At 73.4% G+C, this 24,249-nt stretch carries 18 protein-coding genes; 13 read left to right on the top strand and 5 right to left on the bottom strand.

Translation table 11 applies throughout. The features are described from left to right. Positions 1-40 precede the first annotated feature (40 nt). Positions 41-11,035: a non-ribosomal peptide synthetase/type I polyketide synthase gene (locus ABTY56_RS34805; protein ID WP_350633383.1), complete on the top strand. Its 10,995-nt coding sequence runs from the start codon at positions 41-43 to the stop codon at positions 11,033-11,035. 97 nt (positions 11,036-11,132) lie between these two features. Here ABTY56_RS34805 and ABTY56_RS34800 read toward each other — a convergent pair whose 3' ends face one another. Continuing rightward, positions 11,133-11,738, bottom strand: a complete 606-nt coding sequence (locus ABTY56_RS34800) for a 2'-5' RNA ligase family protein (protein ID WP_350633382.1) — start codon at positions 11,736-11,738, stop codon at positions 11,133-11,135. A 238-nt stretch (positions 11,739-11,976) separates the two neighbouring features. On the opposite strand from ABTY56_RS34800, the gene ABTY56_RS34795 reads away from it, so the two are divergent. The 3 genes from ABTY56_RS34795 to ABTY56_RS34785 all read left to right on the top strand — a co-directional run bounded on the left by ABTY56_RS34795 (position 11,977) and on the right by ABTY56_RS34785 (position 13,724). Next, positions 11,977-12,222 carry a hypothetical protein gene (locus ABTY56_RS34795; protein ID WP_350633381.1) on the top strand — a complete coding sequence of 82 codons (246 nt, stop codon included), beginning with the start codon at positions 11,977-11,979 and terminating at the stop codon, positions 12,220-12,222. Between the two features lie 336 nt (positions 12,223-12,558). Next, entirely contained in the window at positions 12,559-12,948 is a 390-nt protein-coding gene (locus tag ABTY56_RS34790; RefSeq protein WP_350633380.1) for a hypothetical protein, read from the top strand. A gap of 566 nt (positions 12,949-13,514) precedes the next feature. After that, positions 13,515-13,724 carry a hypothetical protein gene (locus tag ABTY56_RS34785; protein ID WP_350633379.1) on the top strand — a complete coding sequence of 70 codons (210 nt, stop codon included), beginning with the start codon at positions 13,515-13,517 and terminating at the stop codon, positions 13,722-13,724. Positions 13,725-13,797: 73 nt separating this feature from the next. On the opposite strand, the gene ABTY56_RS34780 is transcribed toward ABTY56_RS34785, so the two are convergent. Together ABTY56_RS34780 and ABTY56_RS34775 are read right to left on the bottom strand one after the other, a co-directional pair. Then, positions 13,798-14,175: a hypothetical protein gene (locus tag ABTY56_RS34780; protein WP_350633378.1), complete on the bottom strand. Its 378-nt coding sequence runs from the start codon at positions 14,173-14,175 to the stop codon at positions 13,798-13,800. A 26-nt stretch (positions 14,176-14,201) separates the two neighbouring features. Next, positions 14,202-15,452, bottom strand: coding sequence for a serine hydrolase domain-containing protein (locus ABTY56_RS34775; RefSeq protein ID WP_350633377.1), 1,251 nt, complete (start codon positions 15,450-15,452; stop codon positions 14,202-14,204). A 136-nt stretch (positions 15,453-15,588) separates the two neighbouring features. Between ABTY56_RS34775 and ABTY56_RS38925 the strand changes: the two genes are divergently transcribed. Both ABTY56_RS38925 and ABTY56_RS38920 read left to right on the top strand, forming a co-directional pair. Next, complete coding sequence (locus ABTY56_RS38925) at positions 15,589-15,861, top strand: transposase (protein WP_502893254.1); 273 nt, start codon at positions 15,589-15,591, stop codon at positions 15,859-15,861. Next, on the top strand, positions 15,810-16,013 hold the full coding sequence (locus ABTY56_RS38920; protein WP_502893253.1) for a hypothetical protein: 204 nt from the start codon (positions 15,810-15,812) through the stop codon (positions 16,011-16,013). The genes ABTY56_RS38925 and ABTY56_RS38920 overlap by 52 nt, the downstream gene beginning before the upstream one ends. A gap of 327 nt (positions 16,014-16,340) precedes the next feature. On the opposite strand, the gene ABTY56_RS34765 is transcribed toward ABTY56_RS38920, so the two are convergent. Next, positions 16,341-16,976, bottom strand: coding sequence for an AfsR/SARP family transcriptional regulator (locus ABTY56_RS34765; protein ID WP_350633376.1), 636 nt, complete (start codon positions 16,974-16,976; stop codon positions 16,341-16,343). A gap of 625 nt (positions 16,977-17,601) precedes the next feature. On the opposite strand from ABTY56_RS34765, the gene ABTY56_RS34760 reads away from it, so the two are divergent. From ABTY56_RS34760 to ABTY56_RS34735, 6 genes are all read left to right on the top strand, one after another. Then, on the top strand, positions 17,602-20,136 hold the full coding sequence (locus tag ABTY56_RS34760) for a cyanobactin maturation protease PatG family protein (RefSeq protein ID WP_350633375.1): 2,535 nt from the start codon (positions 17,602-17,604) through the stop codon (positions 20,134-20,136). A gap of 31 nt (positions 20,137-20,167) precedes the next feature. After that, positions 20,168-20,350, top strand: a complete 183-nt coding sequence (locus ABTY56_RS34755; protein ID WP_350633374.1) for a hypothetical protein — start codon at positions 20,168-20,170, stop codon at positions 20,348-20,350. Between the two features lie 79 nt (positions 20,351-20,429). Further along, positions 20,430-20,621: a hypothetical protein gene (locus ABTY56_RS34750; RefSeq protein WP_350633373.1), complete on the top strand. Its 192-nt coding sequence runs from the start codon at positions 20,430-20,432 to the stop codon at positions 20,619-20,621. Positions 20,622-20,730: 109 nt separating this feature from the next. Next, complete coding sequence (locus ABTY56_RS34745; protein ID WP_350633372.1) at positions 20,731-21,105, top strand: hypothetical protein; 375 nt, start codon at positions 20,731-20,733, stop codon at positions 21,103-21,105. A 26-nt stretch (positions 21,106-21,131) separates the two neighbouring features. Continuing rightward, positions 21,132-21,332 (top strand): hypothetical protein, encoded by a 201-nt coding sequence (locus ABTY56_RS34740; protein WP_350633371.1) that lies wholly within the window; start codon positions 21,132-21,134, stop codon positions 21,330-21,332. Between the two features lie 45 nt (positions 21,333-21,377). Then, complete coding sequence (locus ABTY56_RS34735) at positions 21,378-21,578, top strand: hypothetical protein (RefSeq protein ID WP_350633370.1); 201 nt, start codon at positions 21,378-21,380, stop codon at positions 21,576-21,578. A gap of 141 nt (positions 21,579-21,719) precedes the next feature. Here the strand turns inward: ABTY56_RS34735 and ABTY56_RS34730 are convergent, their stop codons facing one another. Further along, entirely contained in the window at positions 21,720-22,934 is a 1,215-nt protein-coding gene (locus ABTY56_RS34730; RefSeq protein ID WP_350633369.1) for an alpha/beta hydrolase family protein, read from the bottom strand. 106 nt (positions 22,935-23,040) lie between these two features. Between ABTY56_RS34730 and ABTY56_RS34725 the strand changes: the two genes are divergently transcribed. Continuing rightward, complete coding sequence (locus tag ABTY56_RS34725; RefSeq protein ID WP_350633368.1) at positions 23,041-23,667, top strand: TetR-like C-terminal domain-containing protein; 627 nt, start codon at positions 23,041-23,043, stop codon at positions 23,665-23,667. Positions 23,668-24,249 lie beyond the last annotated feature (582 nt).

Genomic DNA, 24,249 nt, shown 5'->3' with positions numbered 1-24,249 from the left:
CTTTGTCGTCGTGGCCGCTGGCCGAACGAGGGGACACCTGTTGAGCCGGACACCACTGGCGCTGAGCCACGGCGAGCCCGTCGACCTCACCGCCGACGACCCCCGCACGCTCCCCGACCTGCTGCGGCGGGCGGCCGGGCGATTCCCCTCGGCCGGGCTGGTGACCCTCGACCGGCACGGCGGGGCCCGCACCGTCCGCTACCCCGAACTGCTCGACACCGCGAGCCGGTTGCTCACCGGACTCCGCCGACACGGCCTCACCCCCGGGAGCCGGGCGATCCTCGTGGACCTGCCGGCGGCCGACTTCTTCCCCCTCCTCTGGGCCTGCCTGCTCGGGGGGATCCGTCCGCTCGCGATCAGCGAACCGGTGGAGACCGCCCGGCTGCGCGCCGGCGAGGGCCGGTTCGCCGCCGCCTGGCAACGCCTCGGCCACCCGCCGGTCCTGTCGACCGCCGCCGGGGTCGCCGCGCTCACGGACGCCGGGATACCCGCCATCGACCACGGCACCCTGACCGGCCGTCCATGCACCGACCCGTACCGGCCGGAGGCCGCGGACACCGCCCTGCTGATGCTCTCCTCCGGCAGCACCGGCACCGCGAAGGTCGCCCGGCTCACCCACCGGGGTCTCGCCGAGTTCGGCCACGGCTCACGGCGGCTGCTCGACTGGCGGCCCGGCGAGGTGACACTGAACTGGCTCCCGACCGACCACAGCGGTGCCCTGCTCCTCTACCACCTGCTGCCGCTCTTCGCCGGAGCCACCCAGATCCACGTCCCCACCGACCCGGTGCTCGCCGACCCGCTGCACTGGCTCGACCTGATGGGCCGGTACCGGGTCAACCACTCCTGGGCTCCCGCGTTCGGCTACCAGCTGGTCCGCGACGCACTGGCCAGGCGCCCGGAGTTCGCCGCAGACCTCTCCGCCGTACGCACCCTGGTCAGCGGCGGCGAGCAGATCACCGCCAAGCTGGTCCGCGGCTTCCTGGCGGAGACCGCCCGATTCGGGCTGCCGGGCGACTCCTTCGTACCCGCCTGGGGCATGGCGGAGACGTGCACCGGAATCACCATGGGCCGGTTCGGCGCCCCCGGCAGCGCCCACCGGATCCGCCGGGCCAGCCTGGCCGGCGAGCTGGAGTACGCCGGACCGGACGCCCCGGACGACGAGTGCCTGGAATTCGTGGCGGTCGGACGCCCGGCACCGGGCGCCACCCTGCGGATCGTCGACCCGAAGGGCGCGGTGCTGCCCGAGGGCCGGATCGGCGCGCTCCAGGTCGCCTCGGCACGGGTGACCCCGGGCTACGTCGACGACGAGGCCGCCGACGAACGGGCCTTCCCCACGGGCGACTGGGCGCCCCGCAGCTGGCTGGACACCGGGGACCTGGGCTTCCTCAGGGACGGGGAACTGGTGGTGACCGGGCGGGCGAAGGACATCGTGATCCTCAACGGCCACAACCACCTCTGCCACGAGATCGAGGAGGTGGCGGCCTCCGTCCCTGGCGTCCTGGCCGGCGCGGTGGCCGCCTGCGGCCTGCCCAGCCCGCAGAGCGGCACCGAGACCCTGGGACTGCTGTTCGCCCTCGACGGCTCCGCGCTCGACGCCACCTCGGCCGACGGCTTCGCCCTCGACGCCACCTCGGCCGACGGCTCCGGACGCGCCGCCGAGGCGATCGCGCGGGAGATCCGCGCCGCGCTGTTCGCCCGTCTCCGGCTGACCGCCGGGCCCGTCGTCCCGGTGGCGGCCGGGGACTTCCCCCGCACCTCCAGCGGCAAGGTGCTCCGCGGGGCCGCCCGCGAACTGCTGCTCTCCTCCGGCCGGGGGCACCCGCCGGTCCCGCCCCGATCCGGCCTGGAGACGGTCCGCCGATCGGTCCGTGCGATCCTCACCGAACTCCCCGGCGCCCACGCGGACGGACCGGACGACACGACGCCCTTCCACGAGCTGGGGCTCGGCTCGGTCGCACTGGTCCGGCTGCACGTCGAGCTGGAGCGGGCCCTCGGCGTCGGGTTCGCCCGGACCCTGCTCTTCGAGCACCCGACCATCGCCTCCCTCGCCGCCGCACTCGACCGGCTCGGCGGCGCCCCCGGGCATCCCGCCCCCGCCCCCACTGCGGCCGGACCGACCGACCCGACGGAGACGGCCGGCCGGACCGACCGTCGGATCGCGGTGATCGGCATGGCCTTCCGCTTCCCCGGGGCCTCGGACCCGGAGAGCCTCTGGGCCGACCTGCGGAGCGGGACCTCCCGCATCTCCACCTTCAGCGAAGCCGAACTGGCGTCGGCCGGCATCCCGCCGCAGGACGTCCGGGATCCGCGACTGCGTCCCTTCGGCGGGGTCCTGGACGACGTCACCGGCTTCGATCACCGCTTCTTCGGCGTCAGCCCGCACGAGGCGTCGCTCACCCACCCCGCCCACCGCCTGTTCCTGGAGTGCTGCTACCACGCGCTGGAGGACGGCGGCCACGCCGATGCCGCCGGGGGCGAGCGGATCGGCGTCTTCGCCGGCTCCGGCATGAATCTGTACGACCACCAGACCGGCACCCGTCGGACCCCCGCCGACCCCGGCCTGGCGATGCAGTCCTCGCTGGGTACGGTCCCGGACTTCCTCGCGTCCCGGGTCGCCTACCGGCTGAACCTGCGCGGCCCGGCGGTCGGTGTGCAGACGGCCTGCTCGTCCTCGCTGGTGGCGGTCCACCTCGCCGTCCAGGCCCTGCTGAACGGCGATGCCGATGTGGCGCTGGCGGGCGCGGCGGCGGTGCACCTGCCCCAGCACTCCGGATACCGGCTGCACCCGGGCAGTGTCCTGTCGCCGAGCGGCGGCTGCCGCCCCTTTGATGCCGCCGCGGACGGGACGGTCGGCGGCAACGGCGTCGCCGTGGTGCTGCTCAAACCGCTGCGCCGGGCGCTGGCCGACGGCGACCGGATCCACGCGGTGATCACGGGTTCGGCGGTCAACAACGACGGGTCGGCCAAGATCGGTTTCAGCGCGCCCGGTGTCACCGGGCAGACCGAGGTGGTCGAGCAGGCCCTCGCCCGCGCCGGCGTGCCCGTCGACAGCCTGGGCCATCTGGAGGCGCACGGCACCGGCACCCCGCTGGGCGATCCGGTCGAGTTCGCGGCGCTCGCCGCCGCCCTGCGCAGCCCGTCGGGCCGGACGGGGTTCTGCACCCTCGGCTCCGTGAAGGCCAACCTCGGGCACCTCGACACCTGCGCCGGCATGGCCGGGCTGATCAAGACCGTGCTGATGCTGCGTCACCGGACCCTGGTCGGCATGCCCGGTGCGACCACCTGGAACCCGGCCCTCGACGCGGCCGGCAGCCCGTTCGTCCTCGCCACCGGCACCCGCACCTGGCCGGCCGGCCCCCATCCGCGGCGCGCCGGAGTGAGCGCGCTCGCCGTCGGCGGCACCAACGCCTTCGTCGTGCTGGAGGAGGCGCCCGAGACCGTCGCGCGGGACGAGGCCGCCACCGACCGGCCCACCGACCGGCCCACCGTCCTCGCGCTGTCGGCCGAGCACCCCGAGGCACTGCGCGGCCTGGCCTCGGACCTGTCCGGCTGGCTGGCCGACCGGCCGCGGGCCCCGCTCGGCGCCGTGGCGGCCGAACTGGCCCGCCGCCCCCGGCGCACCCACCGGCTCGCGGTGACCGGCCGGACCGCGGCCGAACTCGCCGACGCGCTGGCCGAGTGGCGGCGCACCGGCGCCGCCTCCGACGGACACCACGGAACCGTTCCCCCACAGGGATTCGGCCCACTGGCCTTCGCCTACTCCGGCCAGGGATCCGACCCCAGGCCGCTGCTGGCCATGCTGCGCACGCACCCCGCCACCGGGCACCTCATCCTGGAGTGCGACGAGGAGTACCGGCGGCTTACCGGCACCGGGCTGCTGGCACGGCTGGACGCCCTGCCGCCCGACCCGCTGCCGACGGAGCTGGCCCAGCCCGCGCTGTTCGCCGCCCAGACGGCCGCCACCGAACTGTGGCGCGGCCGTGGTCTGCGACCGGACCACGTACTGGGGCACAGCATCGGCGAGTACGCCGCGCTGTGGGCCGCGGGCGGGATCAGCACCGCGACCGGAATCCGGCTGACCACGCTCCGCGGCCGCCTGATGCAGGGCACCGCGCCCGGCGCGATGCTCGCCGTGCGGGCCGATCTCGCCCTGGCCGAACGGATAGCCACGGCCGCCGGGTTCTCCGTGGCGGCCGAGAACGCGGCCGACAGCCATGTGCTCTCGGGCCCGGCCGAGGAGGTCGACCAGGCCGCCGCCCTGCTCGACGCCGAGGGAACAACCTGGCGGAGGCTGCCGGTTGACCGCGCCTTCCACTCGGCCCTGCTCGATCCGATCCTGGCCGAGTTCCGACGCGAAGCCGGCCGGTACGACTACCGCCCGATCCGGACGTCCTTCGCCTGCGGGCTGGACGGCACGGTCCTGCCACCCGGAGCCGTCATCGGGCCGGACTACCTGGCCGCCCAGCTCCGCGGTCCGGTCCGGTTCCGGCACCTGCCGGCCGCGCTGGAGGCGACCGGCTGCCGCGGCTACCTGACGATCGGACCGGACGAGGAGCTGAGCGGGCTGGGCCGACGGACCGGCAGCGGCGCTCCGTGGATCGCCTCCCAACGGCGCGGTCTCCCGGCCGAGTCGGGGGACGCGCTGGCGCAGGCCGAGCTGTACTGCGGGGGAGCTCCGCTCACGCTGCCGCGCGAGGGCGCGCTGCCGCCCGAGCCCCTGCCGCGCTACCCGTTCCAGCGGACCGATTTCCCGTACTCCTTCGAACCGGCACCGTCCGGTCCGACGCCGTCCGGTCCGGCGCCGACCGGTCCGACACCGGCCCCGGGGCAAGCCCCCACCCCGGGGGCCCACGCCCGGACCGGTCCGCCCCCGCTTCCCCGGGCCGGGGAAGCGCTGCCCGATGTGCCTCTGGCGGAGGTGGTGGCCCTGACGGCACGTCAACTCGGCTGTCCTGAGGGCGAGGTGACGCCCGACAGCACGTTCGTCCGGCTCGGCGCGGACTCGCTCACGCTGGCCGCGATGGGCCGCGAGCTCGCCGAGCGGTTCGGCACCCGGGTGGCGCTGCGTGACCTCTTCGACTCCCTCGACACGCCCCGGAAGCTGGCCGACGCCCTACGTCCCCACCGGCCGGCGCCACCCGCGACCGAGGCCGCGACCGAGGTCGAGGCCGCACCCGCGTCCGCACCCGCGACCCCGCCGTCCGGCTCCGTCGAGTCGCTGATCGCCCGCCAGCTGGTGCTCACGGACCGGGTCACCGAGCTGGTCGAGCGCCAGATCGCACTCCTGGAAGCCGGCGCGACCCCGCCCCCGTCCCCGCCCGCCGCTCACTCCGCCCCGCCCCGGCGGCCGATCTCCCCACCTGCGCCCCCGTCCCCGGCCCCGTCCCCGGCCCCGCCCCCGTCCTCGCTTGCCTCCCCGTCCCCGTCCCCGTCCGCGTCCCCGGCCGCCAGGGCATGCGACTTCAGCCTCTACTTCTTCGGCGACTACCCGGAGCAGGGCCACCGCAACAAGTACGAACTGATCCTGGACGCCACCACCTACGCCGACCAGCAGGGCTTCCACACCGTCTGGCTGCCCGAACGCCACTTCCACTCGTTCGGGGCCCTCTTCCCCAACCCCTCGGTGCTCGCCGCCGCGCTCGCCACCCGGACCTCCCGGATCCGGCTGCACGCGGGCTCCGTCGTCCTGCCGCTGCACCACCCGATCCGGGTGGCGGAGGAGTGGTCGGTCGTGGACAACCTCTCGGACGGGCGGGCGGGTCTCTGCGTGGCCTCCGGCTGGCACGCACGCGACTTCGCCCTCGCCCCGGAGGGCTTCGGCCGGCACCGGGAGCTGATGTACGAGCGGCTCGACACGGTGCGGGCGCTCTGGTCCGGGGCGTCGATCGGCGCGACGGACGGCGAGGGCAAGCCGGTCGACGTGGCGCTCTTCCCCCGGCCGGTGCAGGCCGAACCCCCGATGTTCGTCGCGGTGGCGCAGAACCCGGACAGCTACCGGGACGCCGCCCGGAACGGACTGGGGGTCGTCACCAACCTGATGTCCCAGTCCGTGGAACAGCTCGCCGAGAACATCGCCCTCTACCGGGCCGCCCGGGCCGAGGCCGGACTGGCCCCCGAGGCCGGCCGGGTGGTGGTCCTGGTCCACACCTATCTCGGCACCGACCGGGACGAGGCCCGGGCCGAGGCCCGCGATCCCTTCATCGCCTATCTGCGCTCGTCGATGGCCCTCGTCGGCCAGTTCGCCAACAGCCTCGGACTGACCGTCGACCTGGAGCACACGCCCCCCGAGGACCTGGACTTCCTGCTGCACCGCGCCTACGAGCGGTACTGCGCCGACCGGGCACTGATCGGCACCGTGGACGACGTCGCCCCGGTGGTCGAACGCCTGCTGGCCGCCGGGGTCGACGAACTCGCGAGCTTCGTCGACTTCGGCCTGAGCAGCGAACGGGTGCTCGACGGGCTGGTCCGCCTCGACGAGCTGCGCCGGCGGTACGCCGCCCCGGTCGGAGACCTCGGCACCACCCCGGACGAGACCGAGCTGCCGCTCACACCCGCGCAGCGCGGAGTCTGGTTCGTCGAACAGCTCGACCCCGGCAGCGCCGACTACCTGGAGCCCCGGGCGATCCGCCTGGACGGCCCGCTGGACGCTCAGGCCCTGCGCGCCGCACTCGACCGGGTGGTGCACCGGCAGCCGGCGCTGCGCACCGCGCTCCGGCACGTCGCCGGTGAGCCGCGGCAGGTGGTGCGGGCGCAGGCCGAACTGGACTGCCCGCTGGTGGACTGCTCCGGCCGGTCCGAGGACGAGGCCGTGGCCGAGCAGCTGGCCGCGCTCGGCGCCGAACCGCTGGATCTCACCCGCGCCCCGCTGGTCCGGGCCAGGTTGCTCCGGCTGTCCGCCGACCGGCACGTCCTGCTGCTGCTGACCCACCATCTGGTGTTCGACGCCGCCTCGCTGCACATCCTCGGGCAGGAGCTGGCCGCCCACCTGCGGGCGTGGCCGCGCCCGCCCGTCCCGCTGCCCGCGCTGCCTCCGCCGACCCGGGAGACGGTGGTCCGGGAGCCGGCCTCCGCCGCCCGGCTCGCCTACTGGCGCCGCCGGCTCGCGGACGCACCGGCCCCGACACTGCCCACCGACCGGCCGCGATCGAACCGCGCCCCGGTCGGCGCCTGGCTCTCCCACACGTTCAGGCCCGCCACCCGGGAGGCCCTGCGCGGCTTCGGCCGGCACCAGGGAGCCACCCCGTTCATGGCCGTCCTGGCCGCCGTCGGCGCCGTGCTGGCCGGATTCAGCGGGCAGGACGACCTGGTGGTCGGCACCGCCGTCGGGAACCGTCCCGCCGACTGCGACGGGACGATCGGCTTCTTCGTCGACACCGTCCCCCTGCGCCTCGACCTGGCCGGCGACCCGGTCTTCGCGGAACTGCTCGACCGGATCAGGACGGTCAGCGCCGAGGCCTACGACCAGGCCGTGCCCTTCGACGAGCTGGTCCGGGCGGTCAACCCCGAGCGCGGGGCGGGCCGCAACCCGCTGTTCCAGGTCATGGTGGAGTACGAGGCGGCGGCCGATCCCGGGTTCGAGGCGGGCGCGCTGCGCGGCGAGGTGGTCGATCTGCCCAACGGACGGGCGCCGTTCGACCTCAGCCTCTGCCTGTCCCACCGTGACGGCCTGCTGCACTGCCTCGCGCACTACGACGCCGCGCTGTTCGCGGAGGAGACCGTGCGCCGGCTCCTGGACTACGTCGAGCAGGTGCTGGAGCTCGCCGCCGAGGACCCGGCCGGCCGGCGGCTGTCCGACCTCATGGCACCACCGGCAGCCGAGGCCCGCGTCCTGGACGGCCTGGAGCGTCACGCCGACGCCGACGCCGACGCCACCGACCAGCCGGAGCTGCTGCACCACGCCTTCGAGCAGCAGGCCCGCCGTACGCCTGCGGCGCAGGCGGTGATCGACGCCGGACGCCCGGTCACGTACGGGGAACTCGACCGGGGCGCCGAGGTGCTGGCCGCCCGGCTCCGCGAGCAGGCCGACGTCACGGGGGCGGTGGTCGCCGTCTGCCTGCCGCGCGGCGTGCCGGCGGTGGAGGCGGTGCTCGCGGTGCTGAAGGCCGGCGGCATCCTGCTGCCGCTGGATCCCGCCCAGCCCGCCGCCCGGCTGGCGCAGCTGCTCGCGGACAGCGGGGCGGTACTGCTGGTCACCACGGCCGCGGCGGAACCGGTGGGGCTGCGCGCCACCGTACCCGGGCTGCGGGTGCTCGACCTGGACGCCGGCCCTGCCGCACCCGGCGACCCCGCCGCACCGAGCGGCCCGGCCCCGGTAGGCGGCAGCCCGGCCGACCCGGCGCTCTGCCTGTACACCTCCGGATCGACCGGACGGGCCAAGGCCGTGATCCTGCCGCACCGGGGGCCGGTCAACCTGTTCCGCTGGTTCCGCCGGGCCCGTCCACGGCTGCGGACCCTTCAGTGGGCCTCAGCCGGCTTCGACCTCAGCCTCTTCGAGATCTTCACCACGCTCGGTTCGGGCGCGGCCCTGGTCCTGCTGCCCGAGGAGGTGCGGTACGACGCCCACGCGCTGGCCGCCGCCGTACGCGAGAACGGCGTCCAGCGGCTCTGCCTCACCGCGAGCGCCCTCGCACACCTGATGGAGGCCGACCCCGAACTGCCCGGCCTGCGCGAGCTGGTCTCGGTCGGCGAACGACTGCTGCCCACCCCCGCCCTGCGCCGCTTCCTGGCCGCACACCCGCACTGCACCCTCTACAACGACTACGGCCCGACCGAGGCGTCGATGATGGTGACCTCCCACCGGGTGGACCCGCTCGACGACGTCCCGGCCATCGGACGGCCGGTGGCGGGGGTCGTGGTACGGCTGCTCGACGACGCCGGACGGCGGGTCCCACTCGGTGCGGTGGGGGAGATCCACGCGGGCGGCGCCGCCCCGGCGCTGGGGTACCTCGACCGGCCGCAGCAGACTTCGGCCGCCTTCGTCGCCGACCCGTTCGCACCGGGTGCCCGGCTCTACCGGACGGGGGACCTGGGACGCTGGAGCGCCACCGGCGAGCTGCAGTACCTCGGCCGGTGCGATGACCAGGTGAAGATCCGCGGGGTCCGGATCGAGCCGGCCGAGACCGTCCGGGCGCTGCTCGCCCTGCCGTCGGTGCGCGACGCCGAGGTGCTGGTCCGTACCGGCCCCGACGGCGGGCCGCGGCTGGTCGGCTATCTGTCGCTCGTCCCGGGCACCGACCTGGCGGAGGTCGTCGCGGGGCTGGCCGCCCGGCTGCCGGCCCAGTTCGTCCCCAGCGCGTGGGTCCGGCTGGACCGGCTGCCGCTCACCGCCGCCGGCAAGCACGACCGATCCGCCCTGCCGGAGCCCGACTGGACCGCGGCCGAGGACGGTGCCGAGCCGCTGACCGCCGCCGAACACGCCGTGCACCGGATCTGGTGCGAGCAGCTGGGCGTCGCCTCCGTGCCGGTGGACCGGTCCTACTTCTCGGTCGGCGGCCACTCGCTGAGTGCCGTCCGGCTGCTCGGCCGGATCCGGGACGAACTCGGGCTGGACTGCTCGCTCTCCGGATTCCTCCGGCAGCCGACCGTCCGGGCCCTCGCCCGCCGCCTGCCGCCTGCCGCCGGGGACGACGCCCTGCCGCCTGCCGCCGGGGACGACGCCCTGCCGCCTCCTGCCGGGGACGATGCCCAGCCCGACGCCGGACCCGGCATCGAGCACGACGCCGAAGCCGGCATCGAGCACGACGCCGAAGCCGGCATCGAGCACGACGCCGAACTCGCCGGTGTGCAGCTGCGGATGTGGCGGCGGCACCTGCGGCATCCACGGCCGGAGGTCTGCAATGCGAGCGTCCGCCTCGACCTGACCGGTGAGCTCGATCCGCAGGCCCTGGCCGGCGCCCTCGGGCTGCTCGCCCGGCGGCACGACGCCCTGCGCAGCCGGATCACGTCGACCCCCGACGGGCCCCGGCAGCAGATCCTGGCCGAGGTCCGGCCGGAGCTGCGCGTGGAGTCGGTCGGGCCGCCGGAGGTGGACGCCTGGTGCCGGAGCCTGGCCGACCTGCCGTTCGCTCCGGACCGGGCGCCGCTGTGGCGGGCCGGGCTCGCCCACCTCGGCGAGGACTCCTGGACGCTCGTCCTGACGTTCCATCACCTGATCGTCGACGGCTGGTCCATGGGACTGCTGCTGGCCGAGCTCCCCGCGCTCTACGAGGTGATCCGCACGGCCGAACCCGCGCCGCCCGGTCCGTCCAGCCAGTACCGCGACCACGTGGCCTGGAGAACCCGGCAGACCTCCGGCGCGGCCCGTGCCGAGCTGGAACGGTTCTGGCGGCACGAGCTCGACGGGAAGCCCAGCGGCCCCCGGCTGCCCTGCGACCTCCCGCGCCCCGCCGAACCCTCCGGGCGCGGGGCGCTGGTCGGCGCCACCCTGCCGGCCGGCCCGACCGACCGGCTCCGCCGGCGTGCCGCCGAGCAGGGCAGCACCCTGGCCGCCCTGCTGGCCACCGTGTGCGCCCGCTGGCTCGGCGGGCTCTGCGGGCAGCCGGACCTGGTCCTCGCGCTCTCCAGCGCCAACCGTCCGCATCCGGAGCACTTCGGCACCGTCGGCATGTTCGGCGGACCGGTACCGCTCCGACTGGCGACCGACCCGCGGACCGCCTTCGACACGGCACTCGCCCGTACCACGCGGTCGCTGTTCCGCGCGCTCGAACACCAGGCACTGGCCTGGGACGAGGTGATCCCGGCCATCGCCCGGGACGCCGACCCGGACGAGGACGGGCGCCCGCTCGACGCGGTGATGCTGACCGTGGCCGACACCGACCTGCCGCACGTCGGACTCCCCGGTGTCGACACCACCGTGCGCGGACTGGTCAGCGCCGGCGTGGCCCGGACCGACCTCTACATCCGCGCCGAACCGGGACCACAGGGCATCCGCCTCTGGTTCGAGTACGACACCGACCTCTTCCACCCCGACACCGTCAACCGATGGGCCGCGGACTTCGCGACCGCCCTGGAGAGGACCGCCGAACAGTCCGGCTGATGGCTTCACGGTGAACGGCAGCGCGCCGGTCAGCAGGTGTGCGGTGGGTGCGGGTCGTGGACGCGGACCGGGCCGCGGCCACGACCCGCACCCACGGTCACGCGGGCCCGGGGTCCGGCAGCATCGGCAGCTGCCGGACCTCGCCCGTGCCCAGTTCGACCGTGAACCGGGCCCGCATCGGGCCGTCGCCCCGGCGGGAGAGAAGGGTGAGTTCGGTGACCCGCGCCGAGGTGGTGCCCAGGCGGGCGGCCAGTCGGGGCGCGAGCCGGCGCGGGTCCCGGGTCCGCCCGAGGGACAGGTGGGGTGTGAAGTCGTCCGCCCGACCCCGACAGCGGGGGAACCGTTCCACCAGCGAGCCGTGGAGCGCCTGCCACGGGCCGGGGCCAGCATCCGCCGGGTCGAGCCAGACGGTGGAGTCGTGGCGGTGGGGGAAGTGGCGCACTCCGTGCAGACGCGCGGTGAACGGGGCGTGCTCGGTCGCGGCGGCGCCGAGCAGCGGGAGCGCGGGCCCGAAATCCGACTCCGCCACGAAACCGAACAGCACATTGACGTGCGGCGGCCAGCGGCGGATCTGCGGGTCGTACTCCTCCCGGATCAGCTGGACGGCCTGCCACAGTTCCGCCGGCGGCAACCAGGCGAGCGCCGTCCGGGGCGTCGGTCCGACGTCCAGGACGCCCGCAACGTCGATCGGGTGTCCGTCCACCTCTCCATGGTGACGCTCCGGCGCCCCGGACAATGCGCTGAAGCCGCGTCCGAGAGCCGCCCGCGCCATTACTTGGCCCAGAGCCCGGCACCCCGCAACACCACCCTGCCACGGCCTTTCCGGTCGATCATGCGAGCCGCTACGCTCGCTCCTCATGGAAGGCGTGGATCCACAGCTGAACGACCGACGGACGGGCAGGACGGGCCGACGGGGACTCGTCGGTTACGGGGCACTGGTCATGGCCATGGCCCTCCTGACCGCCGTGGATCCCTGGGGCAGCGATCCGCTCGACACCTCGCACGCGCTGCCCACGATCGGCCTCGGTCTGGTGGCACTGCCGTCGGTGGTGCCACTGGTCGTCCTGGGCGTCGGAGGTGCGGTCGGCCGGGGCATGTTCCTCCTGCTCGTCGTACTGCTGGCCTGGGCGGAGGCGACAGCCGTCTGGTGGGCGCACAACCGCCTCCGTCGCCGGCACGCGCGCTAGAAGCCCGCGAGCCGGATCTACGAGCCCTGCTTCGACCTGCGGCTGCGCGCCATGCACAGCGACACCGCCCAAGCCCGCAAGGTCGACCTGCTCAGCGCCTTCCCGACGCGCGAGAGCGACGTCCCCCACGGCGTCAAGGACCTCGCGAGGCGGGGCATCCACCGCGCCAGACGGGCCCAGGACGGCGAGGTCGGACGCGCCCCCTGGCGAGCCGACGACTGCGCGCCGCCCGGGCCGGTTCCGGGCGGCGCGTCACACCGGCGGGGACGACGATCTTGGACACCCTCGTTCTCGTCTCCGCAGGCACCCCTTGGACCACACCACCAGGAGGAACCAGTGTCATACCCGCAACTGCTCACCCCCGAGGAGAAGCTCGCCGACGCGAAGAGGCTGTTGAGTCTCCCACGTATCGTCGTGATCTGCGGCTCCACCCGCTTCATGGCCGAGATGGCCGAGGCCGATCTGCGGGAGACCGCAGCCGGAAAGATTGTCGTCAAACCGGGCTGTGACATGAAGTCGCCGCACGAACTTTGGTCCGATTCTGTCGAGGCCGGGGCGCTGAAGGTTCGACTCGACAATCTGCACCGGGCGAAGATCCGGCTCGCTGATGAGGTGCTCGTGGTCGGCGACTACATCGGAGACAGCACCCGAGCCGAAATCGCCTACGCCCGGTCGCTGGGCAAGCCCGTGCGGTTCACGCACCCCGAAGTCGACCCTGATGCCTGACCCCCGCTGCCACCTCACCTCGACGACCATGGCCGGCAGCCCGGCGCCTGACCGTCTCGCGGTGTCTTCGGCCGCCGCCCACTTCACACCCTCCGCAGGCATCCCTTGGAATTGATCATCCAGTGCTCCGACAGGGCTTCGACGTTTTGCCTGCTCAGAGCCTGCGCGCGGTGAGTGCAGCGGGCTGATGTCCTGTCAGGGACGGTTCCCCAGGGGACCGCCCCCAACCCGTGCAGCCGGCATCGGAAGTGACAGCGGTGGGCGACCGCCCGGCGTTGTCGGCGCCAGGTGGACCAGTTCAAGGCGTGATCGCGGGGCGAGCACCGTGGCGGGTGCCGGCCGTGGGAGGCGAGCTTCGCGAGGGTGATGTGCCGCATCCAGCCGGTGTGGCAACGGACCTCGTACTGGTCCAGGCCGCACTCGCCCCTTCGCGGCCTGGAAGCACTCACCATGTGCCCGTACGGTCGGCCGGACATCCTGGCGCCACCCGGATCGCCAACACCCCCACAGGAGACGGCAGGAACGTCCTACTCTGAGAACCTGCACACCGGCACCAGGAGGACGCGATGCGGATGGTGTTCGACCCCACCGAGGCCGAAGGGCTACGCGCCACGGCCCGGGACGCGGCGCTGGAGGACCCGACCCTGGCCTACGTCCTGCTCGACCTGGCCGACCGCGGCGTCGACCTGAACGGCTGCCGCACCTGGGACGACATCAAGGCCGAGCGCGGCATCGAGACCGCCCCAAAGACCGGCGGCGAGCAACGCGTTGCCTGACCGCCCGCAGCGCCGCGCGGTCACCACCTTCCCGCGTCGCACGGCCACGGCCGCACCCTGCTGACCCAGCTCCTCACACGCGCCGGCTGTGCCCCCGAGCAGGTGTCAGCCGCCGACTCCCGGCTGGAGCGCGATGTCCTCGACCGGACCACAGTGCCGCGCACTGCGTGGAGTCGGCGGGCGCCGCCCGGGCGCCGGTGCGCCTGGGGCGGGGTTCGGCGGTTTGCCGCCGGACCAGGGCCGCCAGCGGGGCGGCGTGGGTGTCGAGGAGTACTTGAAGGCGGGCCGAGGGCAGCAGGTGGGCGCCGAGCGGCCAGCTGAGCCTGACCACGTGCGCGGCCGTGATCAGGTCCGCGAAGTACGAGGGACAGGGCGGCTCGTCGCTCCGCTCGGTCCCGGACAGCAACCCGAGCAGATGGGCGCGGGATCCACGGAAGTCGGGGCAGCTCACTGGTGGGTGGTTACCTCCGTGTCTGCTCAGGAGTTGAAGGCCGCCGAGATGATCTGGTTGACGAGGCGGCGGTCGTTGCCGCCGCCGGTGACGGGATTGAAGGAGTAGACGAGCCGGCGCTTCAGATCACGGGTGGCGAACATGCCATCGGTGTAGCCGAACGTACTGCCGGTCTTGCCCCACACGGTCACGCCGTCGGGGAGGGTGACACGCATCGGGCCCGCACCGTAGAAGGCCCGGCCGTGGCCCGGGTCCTGGTCACTGCCACCCAGGTAGGGGACGTCGGGGACGGTGAACATCGCGTCGAGCTGCGCGGGCGGCAGGAGGCGGCCCCGGAAGAGCGCTGTCAGGAATCGGTCCAGGTCGGCCGTCGTGGAGATCATGCCTCCGGCGCCCGGGTTCTGCTCGGTGATGTCGACCAGCCCGCTCTTGTCATGTGCGGGGGAGACGTCGATGTAGCCGTGGGCGTGCGGACCGGGGATGGTCGGGTCGGTCTCGGGCGCGGTGGTGTGCCGGAGATCCAGTGGCAGCAGGATTCGGTCGGTGATCTCCTGCTGGTAGCTCCGGCCGGTCAGCTGCTCCACGAGCATCGCGGCGACGTAGTAGCCGGTGGCCCCGTAGCTCTGCATGGTGCCGGGCTGGTCGAAGAGCCGGGGATGTTTGACCGCCATGGCGACCAACTCGCCGAAGGAGTGATCGTCGAGCCGGTGGTCGACGATCCCTTGCGGGTCGGTCGGCAGGTCACCGGCCGTCAGCTCGGGCAGGCCGCTGGTGTAGTCGAGCAGTTGGCGCACGGAGATCGGCGGGTAGTCGGCGGGCAGCACGTCCGGCAGGTACTTCTGGACGGGACGGTCGAGCTCGATCCGGTCCTCCGCGGCCAGCTGCAGCACCACGGTCCCGATGAACATCTTGGTGACGCTGCCGAGCCGGAACCGGCCGTCCACCGGGACGGCCTCCCGCGTCGTCACATCGGCGACACCGGACGTTCCCGTCCAGTGCCCGGCCGGCCCGCTGACCCGGGCCAGCATCGCCGTCGTGGTGGCAGGGGCACTTGCGGCCGCCGCCTGGAGCGCAGCCACGTTCAGCTTGGGCAGAGACACCTCGCGGGCCGCCACGACGGCTGCGGGGCGCCCGGCCGGCGCGGCGAGAGCGGGAGCAGCGGCGCTCAGGACCACTGCGGTCAAGGCCATGCAGGCCAGCCCCGCAAGCGGCAACCGCCTCCTGCGGCCCTTCGCGGTGGCGGTCGCACGGTCGGTCGGCATGGTTTCGGAAGTCATGCCCTGAGCCTGCCGGAGGCCGACTGACCAGCCATCAGGGACCAGCCCCGAGAGATCCCGGAGTCATCCCTGATACGGACAGGACACCTGGGGTTTCTTTCAGGGGTGGATCAGGGTCATGCGATGATCTTGATCCGTGGCTCGGGGAGATCTGGCAGATGCCCAGTGGGCGGTACTGGAACCGTTGCTGCCCAAAGGCATCAAGTCCGGTCGGCCGTCGCTGCATTCGAAGCGGCAGTTGATCAACGGGATACGGTTCCGCACGCGGACCGGAGTCCCGTGGCGTGATCTGCCGGGGCGGTACGGGCCGTGGGAGACGGTGTACGGGCTGTTCCGCCGCTGGCAGCGTGATGGCACGTGGCACCGGATTTTGAGCAGCTCCAGGCCCGGGCTGATGCGAAGGGCCTGATCGCCTGGGACATCTCCGTCGACTCCACGATCGCCCGCGCCCACCAGCACGCGGCCGGCGTGCGCAAAAGGGGGATCTGCAGGTCGAGCCGCCCGGCGGCGTCCTCATCGAGCCCGGCGACCACGGACTCGGACGCTCTCGGGGTGGACTGACCACCAAGATCCACCTGGCGGTCGAGCAGGCGCAGAAGCCACCAAGCTTCGGCAGGTCGCAGCCACTACCGGCGGCGACTTTCCGTCCCCTCAGACACATAGATCGCCAAGTCGCACCGGAGTAGTAGAACGGCAGCCGATGCGGCCGTGCGCCTTGCCGTCGTGGCGGTCTCACGAACTCCGGGCCGTCTCTCCACCGTCACTTCCCCGGCCATGCCTCTCCCCTCCCGCGCAGCGACCGCGCCACGATGGCGCGATTGCCGCTCCACTGATCGTCACGACCCCGATCGTCACCGGGCTCACGGTGGGGGCAGTGCCGACGTGCCGTCACATCCGCAGCAGGTTGCGCACCAGGCCGGTCATCTTCGGCGAGGGAGCGACGTTGAGCTCCCGCTGGAGGAACGACCGGTACTGCTGGTAGGAGCGCAGTGCGCTGGCGATGTTGCCCTCGGCAAGGTGCACCTCGACCACGATCCGGTGCGCCGTCTCGCGCACGGGGTCGATCGCGATCGCCGCGAGCGCGGTCTGGAGCGCGGCCAAGTAGCTCTCGATGGAGCACAGTTGGCGGGCGAGACTCTCCAGTGCGTACAGCCTCAGCTGATCCCAGCGCTCGCGCTCCAGGCTGAGCCACTCCTCCTCCCAGCCCGGCAGCAGCTCGGCGGCGAGGTCGTCCACCAGTTCGTCGCAGCTGGCCGGCACCTGGCTGAGCCCGGCCACCACTTGTCGTGCGCTGCGGCGCGCCGCGCGCAGGTCCACCCGGACGGCGGGCGAGAGGCGAAGCCACCGCCCGGCGGTCTCGATCGGGATCGCCGAACCCTCGTGCCGCGCATGGTACAGCGCGGCACGCAGGTTCGCCGCCGCGCGGCACTGGGTGGAATCCGGCCAGAGCTGCTCGGCCACGGCGCTGCGCTGGACACCGTCGTCGTGCAGGGCCAGGAACGCCACCAGGTGCTGAGCACTCACCGGAAGGAGGAGACGGCCTCCTGCGTCGGTGGCCTCGAAGCCCCGCAGCAGTTCGACGCCCGGACCATCCGCGAACACAACCCCTACTCTGCCGCGACGGTCCGTTCCTCGCACCCCCTCAGAGTCGCTGCGGACCCGAGCGCGCCGCGTGACCAGCGCGTTCGTTCGACAACGCACTTTGCGTCGTGCGAGTGCTTTCCCACCGCCGCAGGGACGTTGCGGAAGCATCCCGCGTCCGTCGTCCGGGCGTGCCGGTCGCTTGTCGCCGAGCGTCACGAACCCGCCGGTGGACGGCCCGGGGCCGCCCAGCACCCCACCATCGCACGGGCGTTGACGGTACGAAACGGCTCGACTCCGACGGGTGGCGTCACCGCGACGGATCACAGACCGTCACGACGATGCCGGACCGGGTGGCCGCCCGGGGCGACGAGTACACCTCCTCGCCGTGCCGATCGCAACGCCGGCAGGACGGTGCCGTGACGGCGGCCGGCCCACCACCGTGACGCGCCGGAGCACGCCCGCCGCACGCCCGGGCTCGTTGACTTTCAGCAGTTGCTGCGGGCTTCGCAGCACGCCGGCCCGGCTGCCGGGAAGGGCCTCGACCACCCGAGAAGGGCGATGCCACATGGAGGCCAGAGCGGTGCTTCGCGGCATCCGCGCCCCGGAGGAGGAACTCCTGGGCGACCCGGCCGTGTGCATCGCGGTCCTGGACGGCCCTGTCGACCTGTCGCACCCCTGCTTCGACGGGGCGGACCTCACCCGGCTCGACACGCTCGTCACCGAGCCGGCCGGCGGCGGCCGGATGTCCCTGCACGGTACCCATGTCGCGAGCCTGCTCTTCGGCCGGCCGCCCGGCAGCCCGGTGACCGGTCTCGCGCCGCGGTGCCGCGGCCTGATCCTCCCGGTGTTCACCGACGCGGGCGAGGGCCGGGTGCCCCAGCTCGACCTGGCGCGGGCCGTCGAGCGCGCCGTCCAGGAGGGCGCGCACATCGTCAACATCAGTGGCGGCGAGCCCAGTCGGGACGCCCAGGCGGACGAGATGCTGGAGCGGGCGCTGCGACTGTGCGACGAGAGCGGCGTCCTGGTGGTCGCGGCCGTCGGCAACGACGGCTGCGACTGCGAACAGGTGCCGGCCGCCGTCCCGACGGTGCTCGCCGTCGGCGCGGCCGGGCCCGGCGGCGAACCGCTGGAGTCGAGCAACTGGGGCTCCGCGTACGCGGCCAACGGCGTCCTCGCGCCCGGGCAGGGCATCGAGGGCGCCGCACCGGGCGGGGGGCGCATGGCCCTCACCGGAAGCAGCTTCGCCACACCACTGGTGTCCGGGGTTGCCGCCCTGCTGGTCGGCGCGCAGGTGCGCGCGGGACACCGCGCCGACCCGCAGGCCGCCGGTCGGGCGATTCTGCAGGGCGCGGCCGGCGCGCCCTGCGCGCCCGCCGAGGCGCCCGAGTGCCGGCGCCTACTGGTCGGGCACCTGAACGCGGCCCGGGCGTACGAGCTGATCACCCGAGAAGACCTGACGGACCGTCGGTCGGTCGCCGGGGCCACGGCGGACGGCGTCCGCACCATCCCCTCCCCCGAGGCCGGGGCCGCCGCGATCGGCGCACCCTCGTCGCTCGGGACCTTCCCTTCCGACTCGCACGAGGGAGCCAGCACGATGGACACCGAGAGTGTTCCCGCCGTCACCACACAGGCGGCACCGATCGCGCAGAGCGCACCGTCCGAAGCCGTCGCGCAAGTCATTGTCCCGGCAGTTGCTCCGGCTGTTGCGCCGGCCGTCGCACCGGCCGGAGCCGGCGCCGGAGCGGCCGCCGGCGTGGCGGCTGCGGCCGCTCCGGGCGCGGCGCCCGTGAGCCCCGTCCCCGTCCCGCCGCCCGAGCCGGTCCCGGCTCAGCCCGCCCCCACCGGCGCCACCGCATCAGGCTTCGCCCCGGCGGCGGCCGTACCCACCGCGCCGACCGCCGTGGCACCGGCGGCCGCCGCACCCGCACCGGTCGTCTCCCGGCCCGACCACGGCCAGCCGTCCGCGGCCCCCTGCGCCTGTCAGGGCGGGGTCCGGCCGTCCTGCGCCTCCACCAACGACCGGCCGCTGGTGTTCGCGATCGGCCAGGTCGGCGTGGACTTCCGGACCGAGGCCCGCCGGGACAGCTTCCGCCAGCTGATGGACCCCGTCCAGGGCAAGGAGGCCGGAGGCTCGGTGCCCGAATCGCCGGCCAACCCGTACGACGCCAAGCAACTGCACGACTACCTGACGGTCAACCCGTGGGCGTCCGACAAGGTCACCTGGACGCTGAACCTGGAGAGCACCCCGGTCTACGCGATGGAGGCCGAGCTCCCGGTCGGCATGGACTGGCCCAACACACCGCCCCTGGACACCTTGCTCAGGACCGGCCGCACACCGGAGCAGTTGCAGGAGCTCGACGATCCCGTCAAGTACCGGGCCCAGGCGCAGGCGCTGTTGGCCGATCCCGCCAAGCTCACGGACGTGCTGATGTCGCTCGACGGACCCGTGCCTCCGGTGTCCATGGTCTACCGGTCGTTCCGCGACGCCTACCTCGGCCAGCACTTGTTGGCCACCGCCGACGGCTACATCTCCCGGATCTCGGTACCCGGCCGACTGACCGACCGGACCGTCCGGCTGTTCTCCGGGCAGGTCGTGCCCGTCGTCGAGGTCAAGAGCCGCGGCGTCTACATCTGGTACGAGAAGCAACTGGTGGACGCCGTGGTGAACGCCGTCAAGGAGGAGGCCGACCAGCAGGGCGTGACGATCGACAAGGTCTACATTCAGAAGACCATGACCGCGTTCCTCGACAAGGTCTACTACCAGTTCCGCAACCTCGGGCAGACCTCCGCCGACCGGGCACTGAACGCCGCCGGGACGAACGCGTTCTCGGTCGCCCAGGCCATCAGCCGGGCCATGCTCCTCGGTCAGGACATCCCCAGCACCACGGCGCGGGACAAGCCCAGCCTGTACTGCATCGACAGCATCTCCGTCACGAAGAGCCCGTACTGCCGCATGGGCTCGGACTGCCAGGACGTGCGGGTGAGCTTCTTCGACCCGGAGGACGAGCGGCACGCACGGGTGAACATGCTGTTCACGATCGACGTCAGTGACGAGTTCCCCGTCACTCTGGCACCGGCCCACCAGTTCATCGAGTCCTGAGCCTGCGGCACCCACCAGGAGGAGGCGGATCATGAAGACCCTCGCAACGCTCCGCAAGCCCGACCGCTACCTGCCCGTGCTGGCCCCGCCGGTCCGGCGGGACGAGCAGGGCGAAGCCGGCCGCCTGCCCGGTGGTCCGGGCGTCGAGGCGTCCCGGTCGGCGTGCGCCGGGCTGTCCGGTTCGGCCCGGAGCATGTGCTACGCGGCCCTGTGACGGTCCGGACTCGAACGAACGAACGAACCGGAACGCGAGTAGGCACACACGTAGGCAAGAGAAGAAGGGATGACCGGAAATGATCAACGAAGAAGTCCGCGAGGAGCGCCACGAGTGGTCCCCCGCCCCGCAGCTCCCGAAACTGGCACCGCCGGTCGACCGCAACGGCACCACCGGCGGCACCCTGGGCGGCGCACAGGGCGTTGAAGCCAACTTCGACTGGGGGAACCTCCTGGGCACCGTGCTGAGCACCGCTTCGAAGTTCATCTGACGAGGCACCCACGCCGACGGCAGAACCCGAGCCCTCTGCCGTCGGCACCCGTCCGGTGACGCGTCCACCGGGACCGGCCACTGGAAGGCCGAGCAGGAGAGGCAGAACCATGGACCAGCAGCCACCCCAGGTACGACCGATCGACCGCAGTCAGGGCTACGACGCCTGCCTGAAGGTGATGAAGGTGGTCCCCAGCGTGAACGACCGCACGAACGCGGCCATGCCGCGCGCCAACGTGATGGTCGGCCTCGCCCCCCGCGTTCCGCCGGTCGTCGCCGCCATCGCCGAAGCCGAGGCGGGCGCGGGCCCGGACACCGGGACGACCGACGCACCTCCCACCACCAACCCGCCCACGGCAATCATGGACGGCCCCGGCGGCTTGTACGGCCCCAGCTTCGCGGACCCGGCCCCCTGGGCCTGCGGCAGCGCCCCCACCCCCGGCTGCCTGCCGCCACCACCCCCTGGCATCGGCGGCCGCCGCTGACACCGCACCGAAAGGGATGAGCGGAAATGATCAATGAAGATGCCCGCGAGGAGCGCCACGAGTGGTCCCCCGCCCCGCAGCTCCCCAAGCTGGCTCCGCCGGTACACCGCGCCGGCACCCCCTCAGGCTCGCTCGGCTCCGCCGTCGGCGTCGAGGCCGACTCCCTCTGGGACGACCTGAAACCCATGGTCACGGACGGCTTCGCCCTCCCCGAATCCTTCCTCTGACCAGGACTGCCCGTGCCACCGACACCCGAGAAAGGATGAGCGGAAATGATCAATGAAGATGTCCGCGAGGAGCGCCACGAGTGGTCCCCCGCCCCGCAGCTCCCCAAGCTGGCTCCGCCGGTACACCGCGCCGGCACCCCCTCAGGCTCGCTCGGCTCCGCCGTCGGCGTCGAGGCCGACTCCTTCTGGGACGACGCCCTGGGCGTCATCACGAAGGTCGCTCCGATCGCGCTCGCGGCGCTCTGACGACACCCACACCGTGCCGACCGCCCGGTCCGACCGCCGGCGGTCGGCAGTCGTCGTGCCACCGACCGGCCGGGCCCGCCCGGGCGAGCAGGGCCGGGGCTGCCGTCACCGGCCGTGGTGCCCGGGGCCGGTGGCCGACGGTCAGGCAGCAGGGGACGAGCCGGTCAGGGCGGTGCCGAGCCACTCGAACGTCACCTGGTGGAAGCGGGCCATCGCGCCCGCGTGGCAGTGCTCGCCCGCACCTTCGTCCTCGCGCAGGGTCACGAGGGTGTGCGGGCAGGTCAGGGCGGCCTGGAGGCGCTGGGGCTGGCCGCGGAAGAACTGGTCGTTCTCGGCGTCGAGGATCAGGGTCGGGCACTCGACGAGGTGGGCGATCCCGTCGAGGGTGTAGTCGGCGGTGCGGCGGATGTAGTCGCACACCGAGGTGGCGCCGAAGGTCCACACGCCGTTGCGCAGCGCCCAGCGAACCTGGGTGCTCGTCTGCATGATCAGCTCCAGGACCGGGCCGGCGAGGTCGTCGCGCCCGCTCGTCAGCCAGTCCCACAGGAACGGCGGCATGATGGCGCGGTGTGCGTCGTGGTAGCTGTACAGGCCGTCGTCCAGCACCAGGGCGGCGATCCGGTGGTCGTGGGCGGCGGCGCGGGCCGCCAGGTAGCCGCCGAGGCTGTAGCCGAACAGCACCAGCTGGTCGGGGGCGATCTGCGGGTGGGTCAGGGCGTAGTCGATCACCGGGGTGACGACGGCCTCCCAGTCGAGGCGGAAGACCAGCTTCTGCCGGCGCAGCGCCGCGCCCTGGCCGGGGCCGTCGAAGGCGAGCACGTTGTACCCGCGGCGCAGCGCGGCCGCGGCGATGACGAAGTAGGACTCCTCCAGGGTGGAGTCGAAGCCGCTGTTGAAGATGATGGTGGGCCTGGCGACGGGCGCGTCGTCGACGAGGAAGAGGTACCCGGGCAGCACGGTGCCCTCGTAGGGGATCTCGACCGCCTGCACCGGATGGTCCATCAGCGGCGCGGCGTCGGCGAAGGCCTGTCGGGAGGCGCCCGACAGGAGTGCGACCTCCGGGTCGTGGGCGGGGTCGTCGCGGCGGTAGAACTCGGCCGTGCGGTAGTAGTTCGAGGCGCGCAGCAGGGCCTCGCGGGCGGTGATCCGGTCACCGGCCTCCAGGGCGCGTCGGCCGATCGTGTGGACGCGGTCGGCGGTGGCCCGCCACTCGCGCAGCCAGGCGTCCTCGTCCCCTTCGCCGATCCGGGCGGCGGTGGACAGGACCTCCCCGAGGTCCGCGCCGCCGTCGAGGGCGAAGCCGGCGCTCCGCAGCGTCTCGTAGGAGAACGACTCGTCGTCGAACAGGAACTTCATGGTGCACTCCTCGACCATTCACGAGACGGAACGGTTCCGTCTCGTCTTACGCTACGCCCGGGCAGAGTCGAGACGCAACCGTTCCGTCTCGGATAGGATCCCGGTCATGGCACGCTCATCCACCCCAGGCACTCCGGACGGCCCCACCCCGGCGCCCCGACCCGCCGGCGGCCCGGTCCTGCAGGACTCGGTCACATCGGCGATCTCGCAGGCCTTCTTCGAGGAACTGGCCACGGCCGGCTACGCGAAGCTGTCCCTGGAAGCCGTCGCCAAGCGCGCCGGCGCGGGAAAGGCGGCCATCTACCGGCGCTGGTCCTCCAAGCAGGAGATGGCGCTGACCCTGATCGCGGACGTCGTCGCGAACACGCCCGACCCGCTCGACAGCAAGACCGTGCGAGGCGACCTGCTCGCCTTCCTCACCGAGACCGCCGAGGTACTGCGCCACCCGCTCGCCTCGAAGATCATTCCCGACCTGCTCGCCGAGGCCCACCGCACCCCCGAGCTGGGGCTGGCCCTGCTCACCGCCGTCCGCGACCCCCGCCGCATCCGGGCCGCCGGCCTGCTCCAACGGGCCGTCGAACGCGGAGAACTGCCCGCCGACCTCGACTTCGACATCGCACTCGACCTGCTCGCCGGCCCCCTCTACTGGCACCTCGCAGTCGTCGACGGCACGGCCGAACCCGCCTATCTGGAGCGCCTGACCGACATGCTCCTGGCCGCGCTGCGCGGCTGACGCGCCGGGGACGACCGGCCACAGCAGAGTGGCGCCGTCGGGCCGGGCAGTGCCGTCGCAGGGCGTCGAACGGGATCGTGTCAACGCTCCGCACCGCGGTGGCCTGGCGGGACGTGCCGCTGCGGTACGGCGCCTGGGCCACGTGCTCCTCGCGCCGCCGAACGGTCCCTTCCTCACCGCCCACGCTGACGGGCACAGTGGGGCGCTCGGCTGCGGGGGCCGGCACCGAGGCCGGTTCGGTTCAGCGGCCGGCGGCGGCGAGCACCACGTCGACCAGGCTCTCGGCCCCGGACAACCGCTGCCGGCTTCGACTTCGTCCGCATCACCCGCACCGGCCAGGTGCGGCTGCTCCGGCTCGCCGCCGCCCCGATCGAACCCAGTCGCCCGGGACGGACGCCGCCTGGGCTACGACCGGATCATCCGGACGTGGACCCTCGACAACTCCGACGACAGCCCCCGCAGCGCGCGGCTTCAGGTGGAGCGATCGCTCCCGCCCCGCGCCCCGCCGCCGGGAAGGCTTGCTCCCGTGACCGACACCCACCTGTGCCGGCCCGGCATCATGGTGGTGCGCCGCGGCGTCCG

This window comes from Kitasatospora sp. NPDC097691 (assembly GCF_040302665.1).
In the GTDB taxonomy this organism is placed as follows: Bacteria; Actinomycetota; Actinomycetes; order Streptomycetales; family Streptomycetaceae; genus Kitasatospora.
This window is presented reverse-complemented; position numbering and strand designations above follow the sequence as displayed.